21 protein-coding genes are annotated in these 21,460 nt (G+C 62.9%); 13 read left to right on the top strand and 8 right to left on the bottom strand.

Annotation, left to right across the window (positions count from 1 at the left end; translation table 11 throughout):
- Positions 1–138: 138 nt before the first annotated feature.
- The 4 genes from otnC to PQR62_RS08615 form a co-directional block, all read right to left on the bottom strand.
- Entirely contained in the window at positions 139–777 is a 639-nt protein-coding gene (gene otnC / locus PQR62_RS08630; RefSeq protein WP_408156836.1) for a 3-oxo-tetronate 4-phosphate decarboxylase, read from the bottom strand.
- Positions 774–2,063: a 3-oxo-tetronate kinase gene (gene otnK / locus PQR62_RS08625; RefSeq protein ID WP_408156834.1), complete on the bottom strand. Its 1,290-nt coding sequence runs from the start codon at positions 2,061–2,063 to the stop codon at positions 774–776. The genes otnC and otnK overlap by 4 nt, the downstream gene beginning before the upstream one ends.
- A 50-nt stretch (positions 2,064–2,113) precedes the next feature.
- Positions 2,114–3,013 (bottom strand): L-threonate dehydrogenase, encoded by a 900-nt coding sequence (ltnD, locus tag PQR62_RS08620; RefSeq protein ID WP_408156832.1) that lies wholly within the window; start codon positions 3,011–3,013, stop codon positions 2,114–2,116.
- 185 nt (positions 3,014–3,198) lie between these two features.
- Positions 3,199–3,900, bottom strand: coding sequence for a FadR/GntR family transcriptional regulator (locus tag PQR62_RS08615; protein WP_408156830.1), 702 nt, complete (start codon positions 3,898–3,900; stop codon positions 3,199–3,201).
- Positions 3,901–4,372: 472 nt separating this feature from the next.
- On the opposite strand from PQR62_RS08615, the gene PQR62_RS08610 reads away from it, so the two are divergent.
- Positions 4,373–5,380, top strand: coding sequence for a 5'-nucleotidase (locus tag PQR62_RS08610; protein WP_408156829.1), 1,008 nt, complete (start codon positions 4,373–4,375; stop codon positions 5,378–5,380).
- Between the two features lie 18 nt (positions 5,381–5,398).
- Here the strand turns inward: PQR62_RS08610 and PQR62_RS08605 are convergent, their stop codons facing one another.
- A complete protein-coding gene (locus tag PQR62_RS08605; protein WP_408156827.1) occupies positions 5,399–6,916 on the bottom strand; it encodes an MFS transporter in 1,518 nt (505 codons plus the stop codon).
- Entirely contained in the window at positions 6,910–7,449 is a 540-nt protein-coding gene (locus PQR62_RS08600) for a GNAT family N-acetyltransferase (protein ID WP_408156826.1), read from the bottom strand. The genes PQR62_RS08605 and PQR62_RS08600 overlap by 7 nt, the downstream gene beginning before the upstream one ends.
- A 145-nt stretch (positions 7,450–7,594) precedes the next feature.
- Between PQR62_RS08600 and PQR62_RS08595 the strand changes: the two genes are divergently transcribed.
- Entirely contained in the window at positions 7,595–8,455 is an 861-nt protein-coding gene (locus PQR62_RS08595; RefSeq protein WP_408156824.1) for a LysR family transcriptional regulator, read from the top strand.
- Positions 8,456–8,479: 24 nt separating this feature from the next.
- Here PQR62_RS08595 and PQR62_RS08590 read toward each other — a convergent pair whose 3' ends face one another.
- Positions 8,480–9,433 carry an IclR family transcriptional regulator gene (locus PQR62_RS08590; RefSeq protein WP_408156822.1) on the bottom strand — a complete coding sequence of 318 codons (954 nt, stop codon included), beginning with the start codon at positions 9,431–9,433 and terminating at the stop codon, positions 8,480–8,482.
- Positions 9,420–10,316 carry an IclR family transcriptional regulator gene (locus tag PQR62_RS08585; RefSeq protein ID WP_408156820.1) on the bottom strand — a complete coding sequence of 299 codons (897 nt, stop codon included), beginning with the start codon at positions 10,314–10,316 and terminating at the stop codon, positions 9,420–9,422. The genes PQR62_RS08590 and PQR62_RS08585 overlap by 14 nt, the downstream gene beginning before the upstream one ends.
- Positions 10,317–11,099: 783 nt before the next feature.
- On the opposite strand from PQR62_RS08585, the gene PQR62_RS08580 reads away from it, so the two are divergent.
- The 11 genes from PQR62_RS08580 (at position 11,100) to PQR62_RS08530 (ending at position 21,460) form a co-directional block, all read left to right on the top strand.
- A complete protein-coding gene (locus tag PQR62_RS08580; protein ID WP_408156880.1) occupies positions 11,100–12,005 on the top strand; it encodes an SDR family NAD(P)-dependent oxidoreductase in 906 nt (301 codons plus the stop codon).
- Positions 12,006–12,044: 39 nt separating this feature from the next.
- Positions 12,045–12,920 (top strand): MaoC/PaaZ C-terminal domain-containing protein, encoded by an 876-nt coding sequence (locus PQR62_RS08575; protein WP_408156818.1) that lies wholly within the window; start codon positions 12,045–12,047, stop codon positions 12,918–12,920.
- 68 nt (positions 12,921–12,988) lie between these two features.
- Positions 12,989–13,780: a citryl-CoA lyase gene (locus tag PQR62_RS08570; RefSeq protein WP_408156816.1), complete on the top strand. Its 792-nt coding sequence runs from the start codon at positions 12,989–12,991 to the stop codon at positions 13,778–13,780.
- 31 nt (positions 13,781–13,811) lie between these two features.
- Positions 13,812–14,615 (top strand): 2-(1,2-epoxy-1,2-dihydrophenyl)acetyl-CoA isomerase PaaG, encoded by an 804-nt coding sequence (gene paaG / locus PQR62_RS08565; protein ID WP_408156814.1) that lies wholly within the window; start codon positions 13,812–13,814, stop codon positions 14,613–14,615.
- Positions 14,616–14,716: 101 nt separating this feature from the next.
- The gene (locus PQR62_RS08560; RefSeq protein ID WP_408156812.1) at positions 14,717–15,850 is read left to right on the top strand and encodes an ABC transporter substrate-binding protein; all 1,134 of its coding nucleotides are present in this window, start codon (positions 14,717–14,719) and stop codon (positions 15,848–15,850) included.
- Between the two features lie 25 nt (positions 15,851–15,875).
- The gene (locus PQR62_RS08555; protein ID WP_408156810.1) at positions 15,876–16,748 is read left to right on the top strand and encodes a branched-chain amino acid ABC transporter permease; all 873 of its coding nucleotides are present in this window, start codon (positions 15,876–15,878) and stop codon (positions 16,746–16,748) included.
- Between the two features lie 33 nt (positions 16,749–16,781).
- The gene (locus PQR62_RS08550) at positions 16,782–17,663 is read left to right on the top strand and encodes a branched-chain amino acid ABC transporter permease (protein WP_408156808.1); all 882 of its coding nucleotides are present in this window, start codon (positions 16,782–16,784) and stop codon (positions 17,661–17,663) included.
- On the top strand, positions 17,660–18,508 hold the full coding sequence (locus PQR62_RS08545) for an ABC transporter ATP-binding protein (protein WP_408156806.1): 849 nt from the start codon (positions 17,660–17,662) through the stop codon (positions 18,506–18,508). The genes PQR62_RS08550 and PQR62_RS08545 overlap by 4 nt, the downstream gene beginning before the upstream one ends.
- Positions 18,505–19,248: an ABC transporter ATP-binding protein gene (locus tag PQR62_RS08540; protein WP_408156804.1), complete on the top strand. Its 744-nt coding sequence runs from the start codon at positions 18,505–18,507 to the stop codon at positions 19,246–19,248. The genes PQR62_RS08545 and PQR62_RS08540 overlap by 4 nt, the downstream gene beginning before the upstream one ends.
- 1 nt (position 19,249) lies before the next feature.
- A complete protein-coding gene (locus PQR62_RS08535) occupies positions 19,250–20,914 on the top strand; it encodes an AMP-binding protein (protein WP_408156802.1) in 1,665 nt (554 codons plus the stop codon).
- 48 nt (positions 20,915–20,962) lie between these two features.
- Complete coding sequence (locus tag PQR62_RS08530) at positions 20,963–21,460, top strand: MaoC/PaaZ C-terminal domain-containing protein (RefSeq protein WP_408156800.1); 498 nt, start codon at positions 20,963–20,965, stop codon at positions 21,458–21,460.

Genomic DNA, 21,460 nt, shown 5'->3' with positions numbered 1-21,460 from the left:
CCCCCCCCCCCCCCCCCCCCCCCCCCCCAGGCCCCCCCCCCCCCCCCCCCCCCCCCACGGCAATACATACAAATCGTGGCGCCGCTAACACTTTGCGGCGCCACGATCATGGTTTCAATTGACGGGCTTGAAAGCCGATTACCAGCTGGCCTTGAATACTTCTTTCAGCTCATTGAGCGCAGGCTGTTCCAGCCCGCTTGCACGGCCGCCGGACAGATGCCACAGCTTGGCGGTTTCTTCCAGTTCTTCCAGAGCGAAGGCAGCTTTGGAGACCGAGCTTTCCCATACCACAGGGCCCAGCCGCTCCAGCAGCACGCCGCGTACCTGAGTAGCGATCTTTGCCACCTGCGCCGCCACTTCGGGCGCACCGGGGCGGGCATACGGAATCAGCGGAATGTGGCCGACTTTCATCACGTAATACGGCGTGATCGGCGGCAGCACATCATCCTGCTTCCAGACGCCGTTGATGGTCAGCGCCACCAGATGCGAGGAATGCGTGTGCACCACGGCATGCATTTCAGGATTGTTGTCGTACACCGCGCGGTGCAGCACCAGGGTCTTGGACGGCTTGGCGCCGGAGACCCAGTTGCCGTCCTTGTCGACCTTGGCGATGTCAGCCGGATCGAGAAAACCCAGGCAGGCGTCGGTCGGCGTGATCAGCCAGCCGTCGTCCAGCCGCGCGCTGATGTTGCCGGCCGAGCCGACGGTGTAGCCGCGCTGATAAAGCGAAGCGCCGATGCGGCAGATTTCTTCGCGCAGTTTGGCTTCCACACTCATGCAGGCACCTTGCCGTCCAGATAGCGCAGCGCCTTTTCAAAGAAATCGACGCTGCCGAAATTGCCCGACTTCAGCGCCAGCGCAATCGGTTCCGCATCCAGCGTGGCAGTCGCCGGCACGCCCGGATCGATCTGAGGTCCGATGCGCAGGGCGCGCACGTTGAGCGCCTGTACCACCGCACCGGAGGTCTCGCCGCCGGCCACCACGAACTGACGCACGCCGCGCTGATGCAGACCGGCCGCGATATCGGCCAGCGCCTGTTCGACCAGATGGCCGGCCTTGGCGACGCCCAGTTCTTTCTGGACTGCCTTGACTTCATCCGGCGTGGCGGTGGCGTAGATCAGCACCGGTTCTTGCTTGATGTGCTGATCGGCAAAGGCCAGCGCCTGATCGACGATCTTTTCGCCGCGCGCGAGCGCCAGCGGATCGATGCGATAAGAAGGATGCTTGGCGTTCCACTCCGCCACCTGGGCGTTGGTCGCCTTTGAGGCGCTACCGGCCAGCACGACCGACAGGCCGTTGACTTTGGGCAGTTGCGCGGCTTCGGCGCTGGCGTGCAGCAGACCGGCGCGACGGAAATTCTCAGGCAGGCCGAGCGCAATGCCGGAACCGCCGGTGATCAGTTTCAGTCCGGCGCAGGCTTCGCCCAGCGTGAACAGATCCTTGTCGGACACCGCATCGGTGATCGCCATCTTCACGCCTTCGCCGCGCAAGGCGGTGAAGCGTTCTTCAATCGCAGCCGCGCCCTTGGCCACGGTGTCGTAACGCACCAGACCCACCTTGGATTCGGTCTGACGCTGCAGCACGCGCACCAGGCTGGCGTCGGTCATCGGCGTCAGCGGATGGTTTTCCATGCCGGATTCGTTGAGCAGCGCATCGGCCACGAACAGGTAGCCGCGATAGATGGTGCGGCCATTTTCCGGGAAGGCCGGGCAGGCAATCGTGAAGTCCGCGCCCAGTTCTTTCAGCAGTGCGTCGGTCACCTGGCCGATATTGCCGGCGTCGGTGGAGTCGAAGGTGGAGCAATACTTGAAGAAGAATTGCGTGCAGCCCTGCTGCTGTAGCCAGCGCAGCGCGGCCAGCGATTGCTCGATGGCTTCGGCGGCGGGAATAGTGCGCGACTTGAGCGCGATGACCAGCGCATCGGCGGCCACGGATGGAATTTCAGCAGGAATGCCGATGGTCTGCACGGTACGCATACCACCGCGCACCAGCATGTTGGCGAGGTCGGTGGCGCCGGTGAAATCATCGGCGATGCAACCAAGCAAAGGTTTGGACTGAGACATGAATAGCTCCGGATCTGTGTGCTGTCGTATCGAAAAAGTGGCGGCCTGAATTACTTGGCGGACTTCGCTGCAGGCAGTTCGATACCCGGGAAAATCTTGATGACGGCCGAGTCGTCTTCACCACCGTGACCGGCGGTCGAAGCCATCATGAACATCTGATGCGCAGCGGCCGACAGCGGCAGCGGGAATTTGCTGCGGCGTGCGGTATCGAGTACCAGGCCCAGATCCTTGACGAAAATATCGACCGCCGACAGCGGGGTATAGTCGCCGTTCAGGATGTGCGGCACGCGGTTTTCAAACATCCAGGAATTGCCGGCGCTGTGGGTGATGACGTCGTACAGCGCATCGGGATTGACGCCTTCGCGCAGACCCAGCGCCATGGCTTCAGCCGAAGCGGCAATGTGCACGCCGGCCAGCAACTGATTGATGATCTTGACCTTGGAGCCGATGCCGTGCGCGTCGCCCAGACGGTAGACCTTGCCGGCCATGCCCTTGAGCACGTCTTCGATCTTGGCGTAGACGTCGGCGGGGCCGGAAGTCATCATGGTCATTTCGCCCGAAGCAGCGCGTGCGGCGCCGCCGGAAACCGGCGCGTCCAGCAACAGCAGATTCTTTTCGGCCAGACGCTGGCCCAGTTCCACCGCGAAATCCGGCGCCACGGTGGCGCTCGAAATCACCACGCTGCCGGGCTTGAGGGTCGATACCGCGCCGTTGTCGCCGAACAGAACAGTCTCGGTTTGTGCCGCATTGACCACCAGCGTGATCAGCACATCGACCGCCTTGCCCATCTCCGCCGGGCTGGAGCACGCCACGCCGCCTTCAGCCGCGAACTTTTCCAGCACTTCCTTGCGCACGTCGCAGGCGTGCACATTGAAACCCGCGCGCAGCAGGGAGCGTGCTACGCCCAGACCCATTGCACCCAAACCGATCACACCGACATTCTTAGACATATTGTCTCCACTGAATTGATGCGCCGGCCCAATGCTTCATTCATTGTGGCCGCAGCTGCATCTGGTTGATATTGCGTGCTGTCCGCGACGGCTTGCTGCATGCCGCACTGAACAGAATTCCTGTTTCCGATCTTGCTTGTACTGTGCTGCTGTTCTCTATCATCTATGGCCCTGCCCGGACCGCATCAGTTCTGCCCCTGGCTCAGCCGTCGCGCCGCGTTGAACATGTGGTTCTGCGCCGCGCTGCGCGCCGCCATTTCATCGCCGGCGCGAATCGCCGCGACGATCGCCTCATGCTCTTCACGCACCTGGCGCGAAAAATCTTCGTAGCGCGCTTCGTTGCCGCGCGTCACCGCCGTCGCCACTTCCAGATACTGGCTCAGAAACTCCAGCGTCTTGATGAAGTAGGGATTGCGCGTGGCGCTGGCCAGCGCGCGATGAAACTCCACATCTGCGGCGACGCCGTCGCCGCCCTGCTTCACATCCTGGCCGATACGCGCCAGCGCTTCCTCGATGGCGCGCATGTCGTCATCGGTACGGCGCTTGGCCGCCTGCGCCGCCACTTCGGCTTCAATGGCACGGCGCAGTTCAACGATTTGCAGCACCGCTTCCGGCGAACTGACTTCGGCGTAGTCGATGCGCAGCGGTTTGATGCCGGCCTGCTCGGTAATGAAAACGCCGCTGCCCTGACGAGGCTCGACCACACCCTCATGTTTAAGCTTGGAAATCGCCTCCCGCACGACGGTGCGACTGACGCCGAATTCCTGCGCCAACACCACTTCGGTAGGTAATTTGCTGCCTCTGGAAAATGCGCCCGCGTCGATCTTCTCGAGCAGTTGCCGCGCGACCGTGTCGCTCAGCGCCTGCGTAGGGATTTTCTGAAACATGGAGTGTCTCGTCGTTATAAAGTTATCCGGTCATCATACAAATTTATTTCGGGAGCCGCAATCCGATTTTTCTTATTGACCGGGAGAAACAAGTCGGTTTAAACGCATTTGAATGCAATTGGACGATATTAGGCGCAATTTCATGCAGGGAGATGGGGGTTTTGCGGGATTGGACAGAAAGCAAATATCGCAAAACGCGGCTTGCGGCCTCGCACACCGGCCAGAAAAGGCTGAGAATACAGCGTTCCAGGCTGTTTGGAGTGCCCCTCCGACAGGATCGGCAAGCTGCCTAATCAGCAAATCGGAGGATCGCCGATGGATAAAGGCAGTAGCCGCGCGGTGATTCACGTCGTCGCCCAGACCGACGCCCAAGCCTAGGCCGAGGCTGAAATATGGCACACTGTGCGGCGCGCTCAGGCGCCCTCTTTTTCGATGTTCAATCCGCAGTTCCACTCAGTTTGATTCAGCCTCCATGCCCTACGATCTCTCAGACAAACTCGTCATCGGAATTTCATCGCGCGCCCTGTTCGATCTTGAGGCCGAAAATCTCATCTTCGATCAGCAAGGCGTGGAGGCCTACTCCAGCTACCAGCGTGAACATGAGAATGATGCACTCACGCCCGGCACCGCGTTTCCGCTGGTGAAGGCGCTGCTGAAGCTGAACGATCTGATTCCCGAACGGCGTCTGGTGGAAGTAGTGGTCATCTCACGCAACACGCCGGATACCGGCCTGCGCGCCTTCAACGCGATCGAGTCGCACAAGCTCGACATCAGCCGTGCCGCCTTCACCGGCGGCGGCTCGATTGCGCCTTATCTGCAAGCCTTCAAGATCGATCTGTTTCTGTCGCGCGATACCGGCGACGTGCAGGACGCCATCGACGGCGGCGTGGCAGCGGCGCAGTTGTACACCGCCCCCACCGAATACATTGCGCCGGAAAATCAGATCCGCATCGCCTTCGACGGCGACGCCGTGCTGTTCTCGGCCGAGTCGGAACGCATCTTCGCCGAGAAGGGGCTGGAAGCCTTCACCCGCCACGAGCAGCGGCACCGCAAGAAAGCCATGAAGGAAGGCCCGTTCGCCAAGCTGCTGCTGGCGCTGTCGGCGATTCAGAAACAGTTCACGCCGGCCACCTGCCCGGTGCGCATCGCCATCGTCACCGCACGCAACAGTCCGGCGCATCAGCGTGTGATTCACACCTTGCGCACCTGGGATGTGAATGTCGACGAAGCGTTTTTCCTCGGCGGCCTGAAGAAGGCGGAAGTGCTGCAAGCCTTCGGCGCCCACATGTTCTTCGACGATCAGGAAGGCCATGTGCAGAGCGCCTCGGTGCTGGTGCCTTCGGGGCGCGTGCCTTACAAGGGCGGGAATCTGGAAGGAAAAATCAACGCCCGGACCGGCAAGAGCACGGTCAAAGCCGCCGTAAAAAACGCAGTCAAAACCAAGTCCCCCAGCGCGCGCAGCAAGGCCGGCGTGCAATAAACCCGCCGGCCGGGCGCATCAGTTGCGACGGCGCTGCCTGACCAGCCAGGCCGTCGCCAGCAACAACACCGTGGCAGCCGCCAGCGCAATCACAAAGCCCTGATCGAAGGCGTCGCGCGCCGCCATCGTCAGCTGCACGCCCAGCCCTGACGGCAATTCTGCAGCAACCAGCAAGGCCGCATCCAGACTATCGCCTGCGCTAGCCGGCACGCCTTGCAGCGGCAACTCCAGCCGCGCCGCGTAGACCACGGAAACGATGCAGCTCATCAGCGTGACGCCGATGGCGCTGCCCAACTCATACGACACTTCTTCCACCGATGCCGCCATGCCGGCGCGTTCGGCCGGCGCGCTTTGCAGGATCAGGGACGAGGCCACCGTCACCGTCGCCCCCAGGCCGGCGCCCAGCAGCGCCAGACTGAGCAGTTGCAGACTGGCCGCGGCCTGGTAGGCCAACAAATACGCGCCCATGCCGATGCCGGAGACGAACAGCGACAACGACAGCAATTTCAGCGCCGGCATGCGCGCCAGCAACCTGCCGCACAGCGGGCCGGCGACAAAGGCCGCCAGCGGCAGCGGCAACATGAACAGACCGGCTTCCAAGGGCGACATATCCAGCACCAGTTGCAGGCGCTGACTGAACAGCAGTTCCATGCCGAACATGGCGGCGGCGGCAACGATGGCCGAGATCACTGCGCCGCTGAACATGCGATTGCGAAACAGCGCCAGATCGATCAGCGGATACGCGCTGCGCAACTGCCGCCGCACGAACAGCGACAGGCCGGCCACACCGCCGGCCAGCGCCAGCGCAAAGGCTTGCCAGTCCGGATGGATGCGCGCCAGTTCCTTGAAGGCGTAAGCAGTGCAGATCAGCCCCAGCATGGCCTGCAAGGATGCTATCCAGTCCCATGGGCGGTCTGCGCCCGGCGTCGAGGCCGGCAGCAGCAGCCACCCGCACAGCAGCGCCGCCAGCACGATGGGCACGTTGATCAGGAATACCGAACCCCACCAGAAATGCTCCAGCAACAGACCGCCGATCACCGGCCCCAACGCAGCACCGCCGGATGCGACGGCCGCCCACACGCCGATGGCCATGGCGCGTTCGCGGTCGTCGGCAAAAGTCAGACGAATGATGGACAAGGTGGCCGGCATCATGGTGGCGGCGCCGACCGCCAGCAAGGCGCGAAAGGCAATCAGCATCGCCGGCGAAGCGGAACAGGCGGCGCCGAGCGAGGCCAGACCGAAAATGCTCAAGCCGCACAGGAACAGGCGTTTGTGACCGACGCGATCGCCCAGCGTGCCCATGCCGGGCAGCAGGCCGGAGACGATCAGCGCATAGATGTTGAGGATCCATAGCTTGGCCGAGGCCGATGCGGAGAGTTCCACCGTCAGTCGCGGCAAGGCGGTGTAGAGCACGGTCATGTCGATCACGATCAGCAGCAGCGCCACCGACACAATCGCCAGCACCAGCCAGCGCTGACGCGAGGGCAACTCGCGCGTGAGCGAAACGGCAGCTTGTCTGGTGACTTGATTCAGCATGAGGGCTCCTCCCGCATCATCACCACCGAGACCGTGTGGAAACCGTGGCGCCCGAAGAAGGCATGCGCCTCGGCATTGGCCATGCCGCTCTCCAGAAACAGGCGATGAATGGCGCGCGCTTTCAGTTCCGCAAACAGCCATTCGAGCAGCCGGCTGCCGACCCCGGCGCCGCGCGCCTCGGGATGCACCAGCAAGTCTTCCAGCGTGGCAAACGCCCGGGCTGCCGCAGGACGTTCGATGCTGACGAGGGCCATCGCCAGTACGCGTTGATCCAGGGTGGCGACGGCGATCATCGGCGCCGGATTTTCAGGCGGTTCGCTTGCGGGCGCCAGTGCCGCCGACAGTTCTGCGCGCAGTATCTGCGGCAGATCCGGCGCCCATGACGCCGGCGACAAGGCCCGCCCGCTTTGCAGTTCGGAATGGGAAATATAGCGATGATCGCCATTGGCCAGAAACAGATCGATCAGCGCTTGCAAACGCGAGGTGTCGCGCTGCCAGCCAAAGGCCAGCGAAGAAAAATTGAGGGTATGCATAAAAGAAGCGAGCGTCGCAGGGGCGCTCGGCCGGGCAAAAAGTGGGATAAAGAAACCGATGCAAAAAAAGATGCAACAGCATAGTCAGCAGTATCCACCTGTTTTTTAGTTGATAAAAGTTGGAATCCATCTTAATAATAGATAGATGGAATGGACTCTCGATCAGTTAAGGCAATTCGTGGCGGCCGTCGATGCCGGCTCGATCTCGGCTGCGGCGCGCCGTCAGGGCAAGGCGCAGTCGGCGGTCAGCTCGGCCATCGCGCTGCTGGAGGTGGATCTCGGCGTGGCGTTGTTCGATCGCTCGGGTCGCAACATCAAACTGACGCCGGTGGGCGAGGTGATGCTGCTGGAAGCGCGCGAATTTCTGCGTCAGGCGCAGGGCCTGAACCAGCGCGCGCAATCCTTCGCCGGCGGCGAAGCGGCGCGGCTGACGCTGGCCGTGGATGAAGCCCTGCCCTATCCCGCCGTGGCGCGCTTGCTGCGGGAACTGGCGCTGCGTTTTCCGGCGCTGGAATTGTCGCTGCTGAACGGTTCGGCCGCCGAAGTGGCCGACTTTGTATTGCGCCGGCGCGCCGATCTGGCGTTTCAGTTCGATCGCGGCGAAGTCGCGTCTTCGCTCTCGCAAAAACATGTGGGCAGCGTGCAGCAGGGCTTGTTTGCGGCGCGCGGCCATGCGCTGAGCCTGCTGGCTTCGGTCAGCCGCACCGAGCTGGCGCAGCACCGGCAACTGGTCACGCAGATCGACGACTTCGCCGATCTGCTGCTGAGCCCGGCGGTATGGCGTTCAAACAGTGTGTATGTGATTGCCGCCATGGTGGTCGACATGCTGGGCTGGGCCATTCTGCCGATCAATATCGCGGAGTATGAAAATTTGCAGGAGCTGCCCTGCTCGGATCTGGTACTACCGCGGCTGTCGGTGCGCATGCTGGCGCTGCACGGACAAACGCCGCCGGCCGCCGCGCAATGGATGGAACAGCGCATGCGCGCGCTGCTGCAGGAAGCCTGAAGAAGGCACTAAAAAAGGCGCTGCTCAGAACAGCGAGCTGTCCTCGTTTTCCAGTTCCAGCGTCAGCAGCCGCGCCATCTTCATGAGCGCCGGCGCCAGCTCGTCGCGGATCATCACGCGATCGGGAATCGGCCCCACCGCGCTGCAGTTGAGCCCCATCTGCAGCGGCGGATTGCCGACCGCCAGCGGCACGCTCACCGCGAAGGTATCGCGCTGATATTCACCGGCCGCCAGACAGTAGCCGTGCGTATCCAGATCGCCGAAAGCGCGCTCCATCTTGGCCACCACCTGCGGCCCGTGCGCACCGCTTTTCTTCCAGATGCCGAACAATAATCGTTGTCGCAACTCGGGTGGCTGTGCCCACACATAGGCGCGGCCGATGGAGCTGAGCGCCATCGGCACCGCGCGCCCCACGCCCAGCCGCAGCGTCGCGATCTTGCTGCTGTTGCAGTACTGGACGTAGATCATGTCGAGCTGATCGGCCATCGCCAGGCCGACCGACATGTCGTACTTGTCGGCAAAGGCCTGCATCACCGGCCGTGCGATCTCCGGCAAGGGGCTATTGACCAGATATTTCTGCCCCAGCCGCAAGCCGCGCACGCCGATCTGCACGCGCACGCCATCGGGTGCGCGGTTCAGATAACCCAGCGACACCAGCGTCGCCGCCAGGCGTGAAACCGAGGCCTTGGAATAGCCGGTGCGGCGCACCAGTTCGGAATGCGCAAGCGGTTTGGAACTGCCGTAAAACACCTTGAGCAATTTGAGCGCGCGCTCCAGCGTGTGCGTCGCGGTGACAGAGTCATCGCCGGCATCGTCGCCGGCCACATCCGGCACCGATGCGGTGCCGGTCGATATGCCGGCCGCCATGCGCTGCACCGCGCGATCGTCGCCACGTGAGGGCGGCACGTCGGCGACGCGCTTGCGCGCGCCGGCGGCCCCGATGGCTCCGATCGCCGCATTCTTGTCAGCCTTGAGCACGTCTGGCCTCCATCTCCTGCAACTGCTGAGTCAGCGCCAGCATCTGCGGGCCGGCGGTCTGCTCGATGCGCGCCTTGCTCAGGGTTTTCGCCAGCCCGGCGCAGAGCAGCACCATGGGCATGCGGTCCTGCAGTTTGAGCGGCGCGGCCACCACCGTGATGTCGGGGCCCCAGTCGCCGGTCGACACGCAAAAGGATTTGTCGGCGATCTGCGCCTCCGCCTCGGTGATCTTCTGCCGCACCGCCATCCACTCATCGCGCTTGTGATACGGCCGCATGTGGTCCAGCAGATAGCTGCGTTCGTTCTGATGCAGGCAAGACAGCAAGGCCCAGCCCACCGGCGAGGCCGCCATCGGCATGTGCTCGCCGACGCCCAGTCCGACCGTGGCCGGATTGGAGGCGCTGTGGCAGTTCTCGAACAGGATCATGTCCAGTCCGTCGCGCCCGGCCAGCGCCACGAACACGCCGTTGTCGTCGGCCATTTTCTGCATCAGCGGCCGCGCCTGCTGCATGACGTCGGTATCGACATTGGCGGCATAGCCCAGGCTCAGCACCGACACCGCCAGCCGATATTTGCGGCGGCGTTCGCAATAGGTCAGGTAGCCGAGCTGCGTCAGCGTCTGCGACAGGCGCGAGACGGTGGCCTTGGGCAGGCTGGTGCGGGTGGCGATGTCCTGATTGGCGAGCCAGTCGGCCTCGCCGAGAAATGCATCCAGCACCGCGAAACCGCGCTCGACCGGCTTGATCGGCTGGGTGCGCGACTCATGACGTTCGGGACTCGGAAAATCCGGCGGATTCGGCGCGCGCAGCACGATGCGCACATCTCTGGCGCGGCGCGCAGGCTTACGCGGCGCGGTGTTCATGCGTGAACGAAATGAGCGCATGCAGCATGCGCGGGGCGGGATGAAAATGCACTCGGTCTCCTGGTCGGTGCGCCTGTCTGCAAATCATGACTGAGCATGTTCGCGGATTCGTTTTGAGAGCGCACATCAGTGTTGTCTGGTGTTGTGTGGACTTGCCGGCTCAGTTTTTTCTGAGCCTGTAGCAGCAAGATGCGGCAGCCACAAACGACGGTCAATCGCTGTGTATTTTATGTTCCGTACAATGGAATTTACAAATATGTTTTGAAAAGCGAACGGCCATGTTGCAGCGCACGAGGGATTTTTCGCCAAAATTAAATCCGCGTGCTGCCTCGCAAAGCCCCGATCAACAAGGCTTTACAGAGGTAGGACAAGCAAGCCGCGCCTGTCTGCCTTGCACTGCAAGATGCCTGCGCGCAACGAAAGCCTCGACTTCGGAAAAATGGAAGGCATTGATTGATTCCGTTGTACGGAACATCTAAAAATGCTCGCTTGACACTCCTCCTGCGCTTTCAGACTATACGGACATCGCTGCAACGGGAGCCCGGACAATCCATCGTCACCAGCCCCGGCCACAAGACAGCGAGCAGACAAGATTCGCCACGAATCGACACAGAATCACAACGACAGAGACAGGCCTGCAGCTCCATTCGGAGCGCCGGCGCATTGGCAACTTAATTAGCGACTTAAATACGCAGCAAGCAATCGGCAAGGACTCAGGCCGCCATCGGAATATCCCGGGCGGCCCGGCGCAGTCCGTCCATGCCGAGCGCGCCAGCACAGGAAAGCGCCATGAGCACACAAAAAATGATGGATGGAAAAGTCGCAATCGTCACCGGCGCCGGTGGTGGCATCGGCCGCGAGATCGCGCTGATGCTGGCGCAGAACGGCGCCAGCGTGGTGGTCAACGACATCGGCGTTTCGCTCTCGGGCGAAGGCGCCAACGCCGGACCGGCGCAGCAAGTGGTGGAAGAAATCAAGGCTGCCGGCGGCCAGGCGGTCGCCAGCACCGACAGCGTGGCCGATGCCGCCGGCGCCGCAAAGATCGTCGATTGCGCGGTGCAGACCTTCGGTCGCATCGACAGCATCGTCAACAACGCCGGCATCCTGCGCGATGCGCTGTTCCACAAGATGAGCGGCGACGAATGGGATGCCGTACTCAAAGTGCATCTCTACGGCGCCTACTACGTGAGCCGCGCCGCCGCGCTGCACTTCAAGGAACAGGAATCCGGCAGCCTGGTGCACATGACCTCGACCTCGGGCCTGATCGGCAATCTGGGGCAAGCCAATTATTCGGCCGCCAAACTGGGGCTGACCGCGCTATCGAAATCGATTGCGCTGGACATGCAGAGATTCAATGTGCGCTCCAACTGCATCGCCCCGTTTGCCTGGAGCCGCATGATCAGTTCGATCCCGGTGAAGACGCAGGAACAACAGGAACGCGTCGACAAGATCAAGCAGATGACGCCGGACAAGATCGCGCCGCTGGCGGTGTATCTGGCCAGCGATGCGGCGGCAGATGTGAACGCGCAAGTCTTCACGGTGCGCAACAACGAGATCTTCCTGATGAGCCAGCCGCGTCCGCTGCGCTCGGTGCACCGCTCTGAAGGCTGGTCGCCGGAGAGCATCGCCGCGCACGCCATGCCGGCCCTGAAATCCAGCTTCATCGCGCTCGACCGCTCCGCCGACGTGTTCCAGTGGGACCCGATCTGAATCTGAACTTGCCCTCCCTTCGAACACCTTGCGACTGCCATGGCCATTGACTATCACACGCTGAAGAACTGGAATTTCCCGGTGCTGGAACACAGCTACGACGCCGACGACAGCATGTTGTATGCGCTGGGCGTGGGCGTCGGCGCCGACCCGACTTCTGCCGGCCAGTTGCAGTTCGTCTACGAACAGAATCTGAAGGCCCTGCCTTGCATGGCGGTGATTCTGGCGCATCCAGGATTGTGGATGGGGGTACCGGAGGCCGGCGTCAATCTGTTGAAGGTGGTGCACGGCGAACAGAAGCTGAGCTTGCATCGCCCGCTGCCGGCTGTTGGTTGCGTCACCGGCCATTCGCGCGTGATCGCAGTGGTCGACAAGGGACGCGACAAGGGCGCGCTGCTGGTGGTGCAACGCGAGATCCGCGACAAGCTCAGCGGCGAATTGCTGGCGACCGCCGAGCAGACCAGCTTCTGCCGCGGCGACGGCGGCTTCAGCGAACTGGGGCAACCCAGCGACGAAGCCCCCGCAAGCGACAACCGTCCGCTGCCGGAGCGCGCGCCCGATCTGATCTGCGATCTGCCGACGCGGCCGGAGGCGGCACTGATCTATCGGCTGTCGGCTGATCGCAATCCCTTGCACGCCGACCCTGAGACGGCGCAGAAAGCCGGTTTCCCGAAGCCGATTCTGCATGGGCTGGCGACTTATGGTGTGGCCTGCCACGCGCTGCTGCAGGCCTGCTGCGATTACCGGCCGGAACGTCTGCGCTCGCTGGCCACGCGCTTCTCGGCGCCGGTCTATCCGGGTGAAACCATCCGTACCGAAATCTGGCGCGAGGGCAAGCGCCTGCGCTTTCAGTCGCGCGCGCTGGAACGCGACAAGATCGTATTGAGCAACGGCAGCGCAGAGATCGACGACTGACGCCGGATATCGACAGACAGAACTAAGAGATACAGAGACCGAACCCCGAAACGCATTCCGGAGACATCATGACTGGCAAGACGACTGGCAAAACATCAAGCATCCGTTCCGACATCGCCTACAGCACCCCCGACCGCATCGTGGTGCGCGGCAAGGATCTGCCCAATGAAATTCTGGGCCACATGAATCTGGGCGACTTTGCCTACTTTCAACTCACAGGCAAGACTGCCACGCCCGAGCAATCGCGCGTCTTCAATGCGCTGCTGATCACGCTGGTGGAGCACGGCATCACGCCCAGCGCGATTGCCGCGCGCATGACCTATGCCGGCGCGCCCGAGTCGCTGCAGGCGGCGGTGGCAGCCGGCCTGTGCGGTCTCGGCACGGTCTTCGTCGGCACCACGGAAGGTTCGGCGCGCATGCTGTACGAAGCCTTCGACAGCGCCGGCGACAACCCCGATCTGCAGCAACTGGCCGAAAAAACCGTGGCCGCCTATCGCGGTCGCAAACAGATCATTCCCGGCCTCGGCCATCCGCTGCACAAACCCATCGATCCGCGCACGCCGCGGCTGTTTCAGATCGCAGAAGACAACGGCATGAGCGGCAAGTACATCGCTCTGATGAAGCTGATCGGCGCCGAAGCCGAACGTGCCTCCGGCAAGGTGCTGCCGATCAACGCCACCGGCGCGCTGGGCGCGATCTGCTGCGAATTCGGCTTTCCGTGGAAGATCGTGCGCGGCTTCGGCGTGATGGCGCGCGCCATCGGTCTGGTCGGCCACATCCTGGAAGAATCGGAGACGCCGATGGCGCACGAAATCTGGCACGACATCGAAGCCCGCGCCAGCGCACATCTGCGCGGCTGAGCCAGAAGTGGACACCGACATGAGTTCCGGGATGAACACTCCCGCCGGCAATGAGGCCGTGCTGTGCAGCTTCGTCGACGGCGTCGCCACCATCACGCTCAACCGGCCCGACAAGCTGAACAGCCTGAACGATGCGATGCATGCCGACATCGCCGCGTTTCTGGATCGCGTCGAAGCCGATCCGGCTCTGCGCGTGCTGGTGCTGACCGCCAACGGCCGCGCCTTTTGCGCCGGTCAGGATCAGAGCGATCGCAAGCCGCTGCCGGCCGGACAAAAACGCGACATGGGTCAAGCGCTGGAGCGCTATTACAAGCCGCTGGTGTTGCGCCTGCGCGCCTTGCCTGCGCCGGTGATGTGCGCCATGAACGGTCTGGCAGTGGGCGTCGGCGCCTCGCTGGTGCTGGCCTGCGACATCGTGATCGCCAAACGCTCGGCGTATTTCGTGCAGGGTTTTACCAGACTCGGTCTGATGCCGGACGGCGGCGGCACGCAATTTTTGCCGCAACTGCTGGGCCCGGCGCGCGCCATCGGCCTGGCCATGCTGAATGAAAAACTCAGCGCAGCGCAAGCCGCCGAATGGGGCCTGATCTGGCGCTGCGTGGAGGATGAAGAATTCGATAGCGCCAGCGCCGCACTGGTGCAGCAACTGGCGCAGTCGGCCACGCGCGCGCTGGCGCTGACCAAGCGCGCGATGTATGCCGCGCCCGGCAACAGCCTGTTGCAGCAACTGGACCTGGAAGTGCAATCGCAACGCGAACTCGGCCTCAGCGACGACTATCTGGAAGGCGCCAGCGCCTTCCGTGAAAAACGTGCGCCGGCGTTTCGCGGCAGTTGAATCAGTAGCAAGGCAGCAAGGATGCAGCGGCATTTCGCCAATGCATCAACCATAAAGGCAGCCGCACAAGGCGCCGCTCATAAAAGTAAAAGGAGATAGCAATGTCACAGTTCAAGAGGGTAATCAGCGCCGGCGTCATGGCCTGCGCACTGGTCGCAGCATCCGCCTCGCAAGCCGCCGACGTCACCATCGGCGCGCTGTTTCCGATGAGCGGCCTGAACGCGTCCTACGGCGACATCTTCGGCTCCGGCGCCAATCTGGCGGCCGAACACGTCAATGCCGACAATCTGCTGGGCGGCAAGCTGTCGATCCAGTACGAAGACAGCCAGGCGCTGCCGCAGCAAGGCGTGATCGGCATGAACAAGCTGGTCAATGTGCAGAAGGTGCCGTATGTGCTGTCGGCGTTCACCGGCGTCTCCAAGGCCATCTCGACCATCTCTTCGCGCACCAGGACGGTGGCGGTGAACGGCGGCGGCGTCGGCCCCGATCTGGCGGAACTGGGCCCGTATTTCTGGAACATCATCCCGCTGGCCAACTACGAAGTGCGGGCCATGATTCCCTACCTGGTCAATGAGCGCAAGATGAAGCGCGTGGTGCTGATCTACGTTGACGATCCGCTCGGCCAGTCAATCAAGAAGGAAATGGAAACCGCCTTGCCGGCCGCCGGCGGACAGCTGCTGGAAGCATTGTCGGTGCCGGCCAGCGCGCAGCAGTTCGGCGGTATCGCAGCGCGGGTGCGCTCGGCCAATCCGGACGCGATCTACGTCGCCTCCTACGGTTCGCAGCAGTCGCAGATCGTCAAGCAGTTCCGCGACAACGGTCTGAAGCAACTGTTCGCCAGCTACACCGCCTTCTCGATTCCTGAAATCAATGCGCTGCCTGAAGCGGCCGGCTCGGTCTATACCTCGCAGAACATCGACTGGGCCTCGCAGGATCCGGTGACCAAGCGCTTCGTCGACGATTACAAGAAGAAGTACAACAAGATGCCGACCGCCTACATCGCCAACTACTACAACGCGGTGCGTCTGTTTGCGCTGCTGTCGCAGCAGCTGATCAAGAAGGGCCAGCCGCTTACCGGTGAGAACCTGCTCAAGCAGCGCGTCGAGACCAAGACCTTCGATCTGGTCGGCGGCAAGGTGACGGTGGCCGAGAACGGCACCGTGACGATGCCGATGCAGATCAATGAAATCGACGGCAAGGGCGGCAAGGTCGTCAGCACCGCCGCTCCGAAATAATCACGACGCTGCCAGAGGACACACCATGCTGCTGTTACAGCTGTTGATCAACGGTGTTCAGGTGGGCGCGCTGTATGCGCTGATTGCGGTCGGGTTTTCGCTGATCTTCGGCTCCACCCGCATCTTCCACTTCGCCCACGGTTCGACCTTCACCATCGCCGCCTACGCCTTTTATTACGTGCTGTCGGTAGCCCAGATGCACTGGCTGCTGGCAGTGCTGGCGGCGACCGCGGCAGCGGTGCTGTTCGGCCTGGCGCTGAACCGTTTCGTGTACGTGCCGATCCAGAAGCACGAAGGCTCCTTCTTCACGGTCTTCGTGGCCTCGTTCGGGGTCGGCATCATCGTGCAGAACCTGTGCGGCATTCTGTTCGGCCGCAGTTTCGTATCGGTCAATACCACGCTGAGCCGCAGCATGGAAGTGATCCCCGGCCTGTTCGTGTCGCCGCTGTCGGGCATCGCCATCGTCATCGCGTTGCTGTTCTTCTTCGGCCTGCAGACCTTCCTGATGCGCACCCACACCGGCATGGCGCTGCGCGCCCTGTCGGAGAATCCGGAACTGGTGCGCGCCTACGGCATGAGCCCGCGTCGCCTGTCGAACACGGTGTTTGCCCTGGGCTCCTTGCTGGTGGTGCCGGCGGCCTTGCTGTCGGCCGCCAGCTCCGGTCTCAATCCGGCCATCGGCCATCACGTGATGCTGATCAGTCTGGCGGCCACCATCGTCGGCGGCGTCGGCAGCCTGCGCGGCGCCGCCGTCGCCGGTCTGGTGCTGGGACTGGCCGAGAATCTGGCGCTGCTGTATTTCGAACCGCAATGGAGCGAGGCGATCACCTTCATCGTGCTGTTCCTGTTCATCCTGTTCCGTCCGTCGGGCCTGTTCGGCCGCGCCACGGCGCACTGACCCCCGACCCTGACACCGGCTCCAGAGGATCTCATGCTTGCCTACATACTCAATCTCGCGACGCTGATCTGCATCAATGCGGTGCTGGCGATCACGCTCAATTTCATCATGGGTTACGCCGGCATCTTCTCGATCGCCCATGCGATTTTCTTCGGCGTCGGCGCGTACACGGCGGCCTACTTTGCGCTGCATGTGAACGCCTCGATCTTCCTGGTGATTCCGGTCGCCATGGTGGTGGCCGGGCTGCTGTCGCTGGTGCTGGCCTTGCCGGCGCTGCGGGTGCGCGGCGAATATTTCGTCGCCGCCTCGCTCGGCCTGCAGGTGCTGGGCGTGACCGTGTTCTCCGAATGGAAGAGCGTGACCGGCGGCCTGGGCGGCATGATCGGCATCCCGCCGGCCGACCTGTTCGGCCATGCGGTGACGGACCCGGTGCAGTTTCTGCTGCTGGCGCTGTGCTGTCTCTTCCCGGTGCTGGGCCTGACCACCTGGCTGTTGCGCTCCAGCTTCGGCCGCAATCTGAAGGCCATCCGCGACAGCGAATCGGCGGCGCATGCCTTCGGCAAGAACGTGGCCTTCATCAAGACCATGTCGGTGGTGATCTCGGCCGCGCTGGCGGCGGTGGCGGGCTCGCTGTATGCCTTCTACATGGGCTTCATCAACGTCGAGAGTTTTATGCTGGACACCTCGGTGCTGCTGATGGCGATGGTGATCATCGGCGGCACCGGCACCCTGCTCGGCCCGCTGGTCGGCACCATTCTGCTGATGCTGCTGCCGGGCGTGTTCAGCTACATGTCTTTTCTGCCGCAGACTGAAATCGGCTCCATCCAGCAGATCGCCTATGGCCTGGCGATGGTGCTGCTGATGATTTACCGTCCGGGCGGCATCGTCGGCTCCAGCAAAGGAAAAGCAGCATGAACGCATTGCATGTCCCTGATCAGGCGGTGATCGAAGCCGCCGCTATCCCGACCAACGCCGGCATCGAACTGTCCGGCAAGGCTGATCCGAAAGCCGGCGGCGAGGTGCTGCTGAGCATCCGCAATCTGAACAAGAGCTTCGGCGGACTCAAGGTCACCAACGATGTCTCGCTGGATCTGCGCGCCGGCATCGTCACCACGCTGGTCGGCCCCAACGGCGCCGGCAAGACCACCCTGTTCAATCAGATCACCGGCCATCTGGTGCCCGAATCGGGCGAAATCCTGTGGCAGGGCCAGTCGCTGATCGGCAAGAAACATTTCCAGATCAGCCGTCTCGGCGTGGCGCGCACCTTTCAGGATCTGCGCCTGTTCAGCCACATGACGGTGGAAGAAAACGTGCTGACGGTGATGGAGCCGGTGTCATGGATCTGGCAGCCGGGCGGTCGCGCCGGCCGCACCGAACGGCGCGACCGGGTCGAACAGATACTCAAGCGCACCGGCCTGGCCGGCAAGGCGCAGACGCGCGCCATCGATCTGGCCTATGCCGAACGCAAGTTCCTCAGCATGGCCCGCATCATGGCCGCCGACGCCAGGATCTGGCTGCTGGATGAACCGGCCTCGGGGCTGGACCGCAGCTCCTACGAACTGTTTCTCGACCTGTTGCGCACCGAAGTGAAAAAAGGCGTGACGGTGTGCATCATCGAACACAACCTCGACATCGTGGTCGGCATTTCAGATCGCATCGCCTTTCTCGACCAGGGCAAGTTGCTGGCCGACGGCCTGCCCGACACGGTGCTGAAAGACCCGCATCTGGCGGCCATCTATTTCGGAGATCAGGCAGCATGAGCGCTCAAGCAAATCTGCAGCAAACGAACCAGCCGCTGGTGCTGGAAACGCGTGGCCTGGTGGTCGGTTACGGCGGCCGCCCGGTGCTGCGCGACTTCAATTTCAATCTGCGTCCGGCCGAGGTGCTGTGCCTGATCGGTCACAACGGCGCCGGTAAATCAACCCTGCTCAAGACCCTGTTCGGACTGGTGCCGCGCCAGGGCGGCGAGATTCTTCTCGACGGCAGCCAGCTCGGCACGGTGGAGCCGCGCGGCCTGACCGCCGCCGGCGTGTCGCTGGTGCCGGAAGGCCGCGGCATCTTTCCCGGCCTGACCGTGGCCGAGACCATGAAGATGGGGCTGTGGTCGGCCGGCGTGCCGGTGCAGGAACGCAGCGCGCGGCTCGACTGGGTGATGTCGGTGCTGCCCGCGCTCAAGCAATTCTACGAACGGCGTGCCGGCAATCTGTCGGGCGGCCAGCAGCAGATGGTGTCGATCGGCCGCGCCCTGCTGAGCCAGCCGCGCTGCCTGCTGATGGATGAACCCTCGATCGGCCTCGCGCCCAAACTGTTTCAGGATTTGCTGCAGCCGATACGGCAACTGCAGCGCGACACCGGCATGTCGATTTTGCTGGTGGAGCAAAACGTCAAGGAAGCCCTGAAGATTTCCGACCGTGTGGTGGTGATGAAGTCCGGCGCCATCATTCGCGAGGCGCTTCCCGAAGAATTGAACGATAACGCCAAGCTGATGGAACTGTACTGATATGGCCACCACTCACTCACCCGCCGCTTCCGCTCATACGCTTGCTGCCGCCACCGTTGCGTCGGCCGAATTGCTGACCACCATGCCGGCGCTGCTGGCGCGCAACGTCGCCGCGCACGGCGATGCGCTGGCTTTCATCGACGGCGAGCGCGAGATCACGTATCGCGAGTTCGATCAGATGGTTCAGCGCAGCGCCGTCTGGCTCGATCTGCAAGGCATACGCCCGGGCGACAAGGTGGCGGTGTGGCTGGTCAATCGCATGGAATGGCTGGCGCTGTACTTCGGCCTGGCGCGCATCGGCGCGGCGCTGATGACGGTCAACACGCGCTATCGCTCGCACGAGCTGGCCTATATTCTGGAGCGCTCGCAAGCCTGCATGCTGATCCTGCAGCTCAACTTCCGCAAGATCGATTTCCCGGCGGTGCTGCGCGACGTGCCGGCCGAATCGGCCAGGACCCTGCGCAAGGTGGCGGTGGTGGATGCCGATCACAACATCCCGCCTTCCGTGCTGGGCAAACCGACGGTGCCGTTCAATCTGAGCACGCTGCCGGACGGCGAGGTGCCGAATGTGGCGCAGCCCGATGCCGACAGCATTCTGTTCACCACCTCCGGCACCACCAGCGGCCCCAAGCTGGTGCTGCATCCGCAACGTACGGTCACGATACACAGCCAGCGCGTGGCGCCGGCCTATGGTTTCGAGGAAGAAGGCACGCGTCTGCTGGCGACGCTGCCGTTCTGCGGCGTGTTCGGTTTCAATGCCGCGATGGCCGCTTTTGCCGCCGCCAAACCGGTGATCGTGATGGATACCTTCGACGGCCCGACCGCCGCCGAGCTGATCAACCGGCATCGCGCCACGCACGTGTTCGGCAGCGACGAACTGTTTCACCGCATCATCGAAAACGCCAGGGGCGACCGGCCGTTCCCGTCGGCGCGCGTGTTCGGTTTCGCCTGCTTCCATCCGGGTATCGTCGAGTACACGCAGGCGGCATGGGCGCGCGAAATTCCGATGATAGGTCTGTACGGCTCCAGCGAAGTGCAGGCGCTGTTCTCGCTGCAACAGCGCCAGCTGCCGCTGGAAGAACGCATCAAGGGCGGCGGCATGCCGGCCAGTTTCGGCCGTGGCGCCGAAGTGCGTATCCGCGATGTCGACAGCGGCGAGCTCCTCGGCCCCGGGCTGAGCGGCGCCATCGAAATCCGCGCCGACACCAATTTCACCGGCTATCTGAACAATCCTGAGGCCACCGCCAAGGCCATCGACGCCGACGGTTTTTTCCGCACCGGCGACGTCGGCTATGTGCGCGACGACGGCAGCTTCGTGTATCAGACACGGCAAGGCGACGCCATGCGCCTGGGTGGTTATCTGGTCAGCCCGGTGGAGATCGAGGACGTGATCAAGACCGTGCCCGGTGTGGTTGACGTGCAGGTGGTGGCGGTCGAGATCGGCGGCCAGACCCGGCCGGTTGCATTTGCCATCGGCGAGAGCGGCGTGCAGCTCAGGGAAAGCGAAATGAAACTGACGGCCTCGGCGGTGCTGGCGCCGTTCAAGGTGCCGCTGCATATCTGGCAGGTGGATGAATTTCCCAGCACCCAGAGTTCCAACGGCACCAAGATCCAGCGCGTAAAGCTGCGCGACATGGCAATGCAGCGTCTGACGCAGGCGGCCTGAATCAACTAGCAACGGCGGCCGGAACCACCGGCTGTAACGGAGAACAGCATGAGTTCGTATTACCTGGAAGACTTCCAGCCGGGACAGATTTTTGTCAGCAGCGGGCGCACCATTACCGAAGCGGATCTGACCTTCTTTTCCATGATTTCGGGCGACTGGAATCCTATCCATGCCGACGTCGAATTCGCACGCCAGACGCGTTACCAGCAACGCATTGTGCACGGCACGCTGGGCATTGCGATCTGCACCGGCATGCTGCATCAGCTGGGCATCTTCGAGAAATCGGTGATCGCCATGCTGGGTCTGCGCAACTGGAATTTTCTCAAGCCCATCATGATCGGCGACACGGTGCATCTGGAGCTGGAAATTACCGCCATCGAGCCCGGCAAGAGCGGCCGCAGCGGCAAGCTGGGACGCCGCTTCCGCCTGATCAATCAGCACGGCGAAGTAGCGCAGGACGGCGAGAGCGACGTGCTGGTGCTGACGCATGAAGGCGCGCGCCAGCAGGCTGAAGCCAGCGCCGGCAGCTCCGCCAAACCATCCTGA

Source organism: Herbaspirillum lusitanum, assembly GCF_046025995.1.
GTDB lineage: Bacteria > Pseudomonadota > Gammaproteobacteria > Burkholderiales > Burkholderiaceae_D > Herbaspirillum > Herbaspirillum lusitanum_A.
This window is presented reverse-complemented; position numbering and strand designations above follow the sequence as displayed.

Coding starts and splice junctions, on each gene's coding strand:
- paaG (WP_408156814.1), top strand. CDS start 13,812: ATGAACACTCCCGCCGGCAATGAGGCCGTGCTGTGCAGCTTCGTCGAC.
- PQR62_RS08570 (WP_408156816.1), top strand. CDS start 12,989: ATGACTGGCAAGACGACTGGCAAAACATCAAGCATCCGTTCCGACATC.
- PQR62_RS08555 (WP_408156810.1), top strand. CDS start 15,876: ATGCTGCTGTTACAGCTGTTGATCAACGGTGTTCAGGTGGGCGCGCTG.
- PQR62_RS08540 (WP_408156804.1), top strand. CDS start 18,505: ATGAGCGCTCAAGCAAATCTGCAGCAAACGAACCAGCCGCTGGTGCTG.
- PQR62_RS08560 (WP_408156812.1), top strand. CDS start 14,717: ATGTCACAGTTCAAGAGGGTAATCAGCGCCGGCGTCATGGCCTGCGCA.
- PQR62_RS08595 (WP_408156824.1), top strand. CDS start 7,595: ATGGAATGGACTCTCGATCAGTTAAGGCAATTCGTGGCGGCCGTCGAT.
- PQR62_RS08580 (WP_408156880.1), top strand. CDS start 11,100: ATGATGGATGGAAAAGTCGCAATCGTCACCGGCGCCGGTGGTGGCATC.
- PQR62_RS08545 (WP_408156806.1), top strand. CDS start 17,660: ATGAACGCATTGCATGTCCCTGATCAGGCGGTGATCGAAGCCGCCGCT.
- PQR62_RS08585 (WP_408156820.1), bottom strand. CDS start 10,316: ATGCGCTCATTTCGTTCACGCATGAACACCGCGCCGCGTAAGCCTGCG.
- PQR62_RS08605 (WP_408156827.1), bottom strand. CDS start 6,916: ATGCTGAATCAAGTCACCAGACAAGCTGCCGTTTCGCTCACGCGCGAG.
- PQR62_RS08530 (WP_408156800.1), top strand. CDS start 20,963: ATGAGTTCGTATTACCTGGAAGACTTCCAGCCGGGACAGATTTTTGTC.
- PQR62_RS08550 (WP_408156808.1), top strand. CDS start 16,782: ATGCTTGCCTACATACTCAATCTCGCGACGCTGATCTGCATCAATGCG.
- PQR62_RS08615 (WP_408156830.1), bottom strand. CDS start 3,900: ATGTTTCAGAAAATCCCTACGCAGGCGCTGAGCGACACGGTCGCGCGG.
- otnC (WP_408156836.1), bottom strand. CDS start 777: ATGAGTGTGGAAGCCAAACTGCGCGAAGAAATCTGCCGCATCGGCGCT.
- PQR62_RS08600 (WP_408156826.1), bottom strand. CDS start 7,449: ATGCATACCCTCAATTTTTCTTCGCTGGCCTTTGGCTGGCAGCGCGAC.
- PQR62_RS08575 (WP_408156818.1), top strand. CDS start 12,045: ATGGCCATTGACTATCACACGCTGAAGAACTGGAATTTCCCGGTGCTG.
- PQR62_RS08535 (WP_408156802.1), top strand. CDS start 19,250: ATGGCCACCACTCACTCACCCGCCGCTTCCGCTCATACGCTTGCTGCC.
- otnK (WP_408156834.1), bottom strand. CDS start 2,063: ATGTCTCAGTCCAAACCTTTGCTTGGTTGCATCGCCGATGATTTCACC.
- ltnD (WP_408156832.1), bottom strand. CDS start 3,013: ATGTCTAAGAATGTCGGTGTGATCGGTTTGGGTGCAATGGGTCTGGGC.
- PQR62_RS08610 (WP_408156829.1), top strand. CDS start 4,373: ATGCCCTACGATCTCTCAGACAAACTCGTCATCGGAATTTCATCGCGC.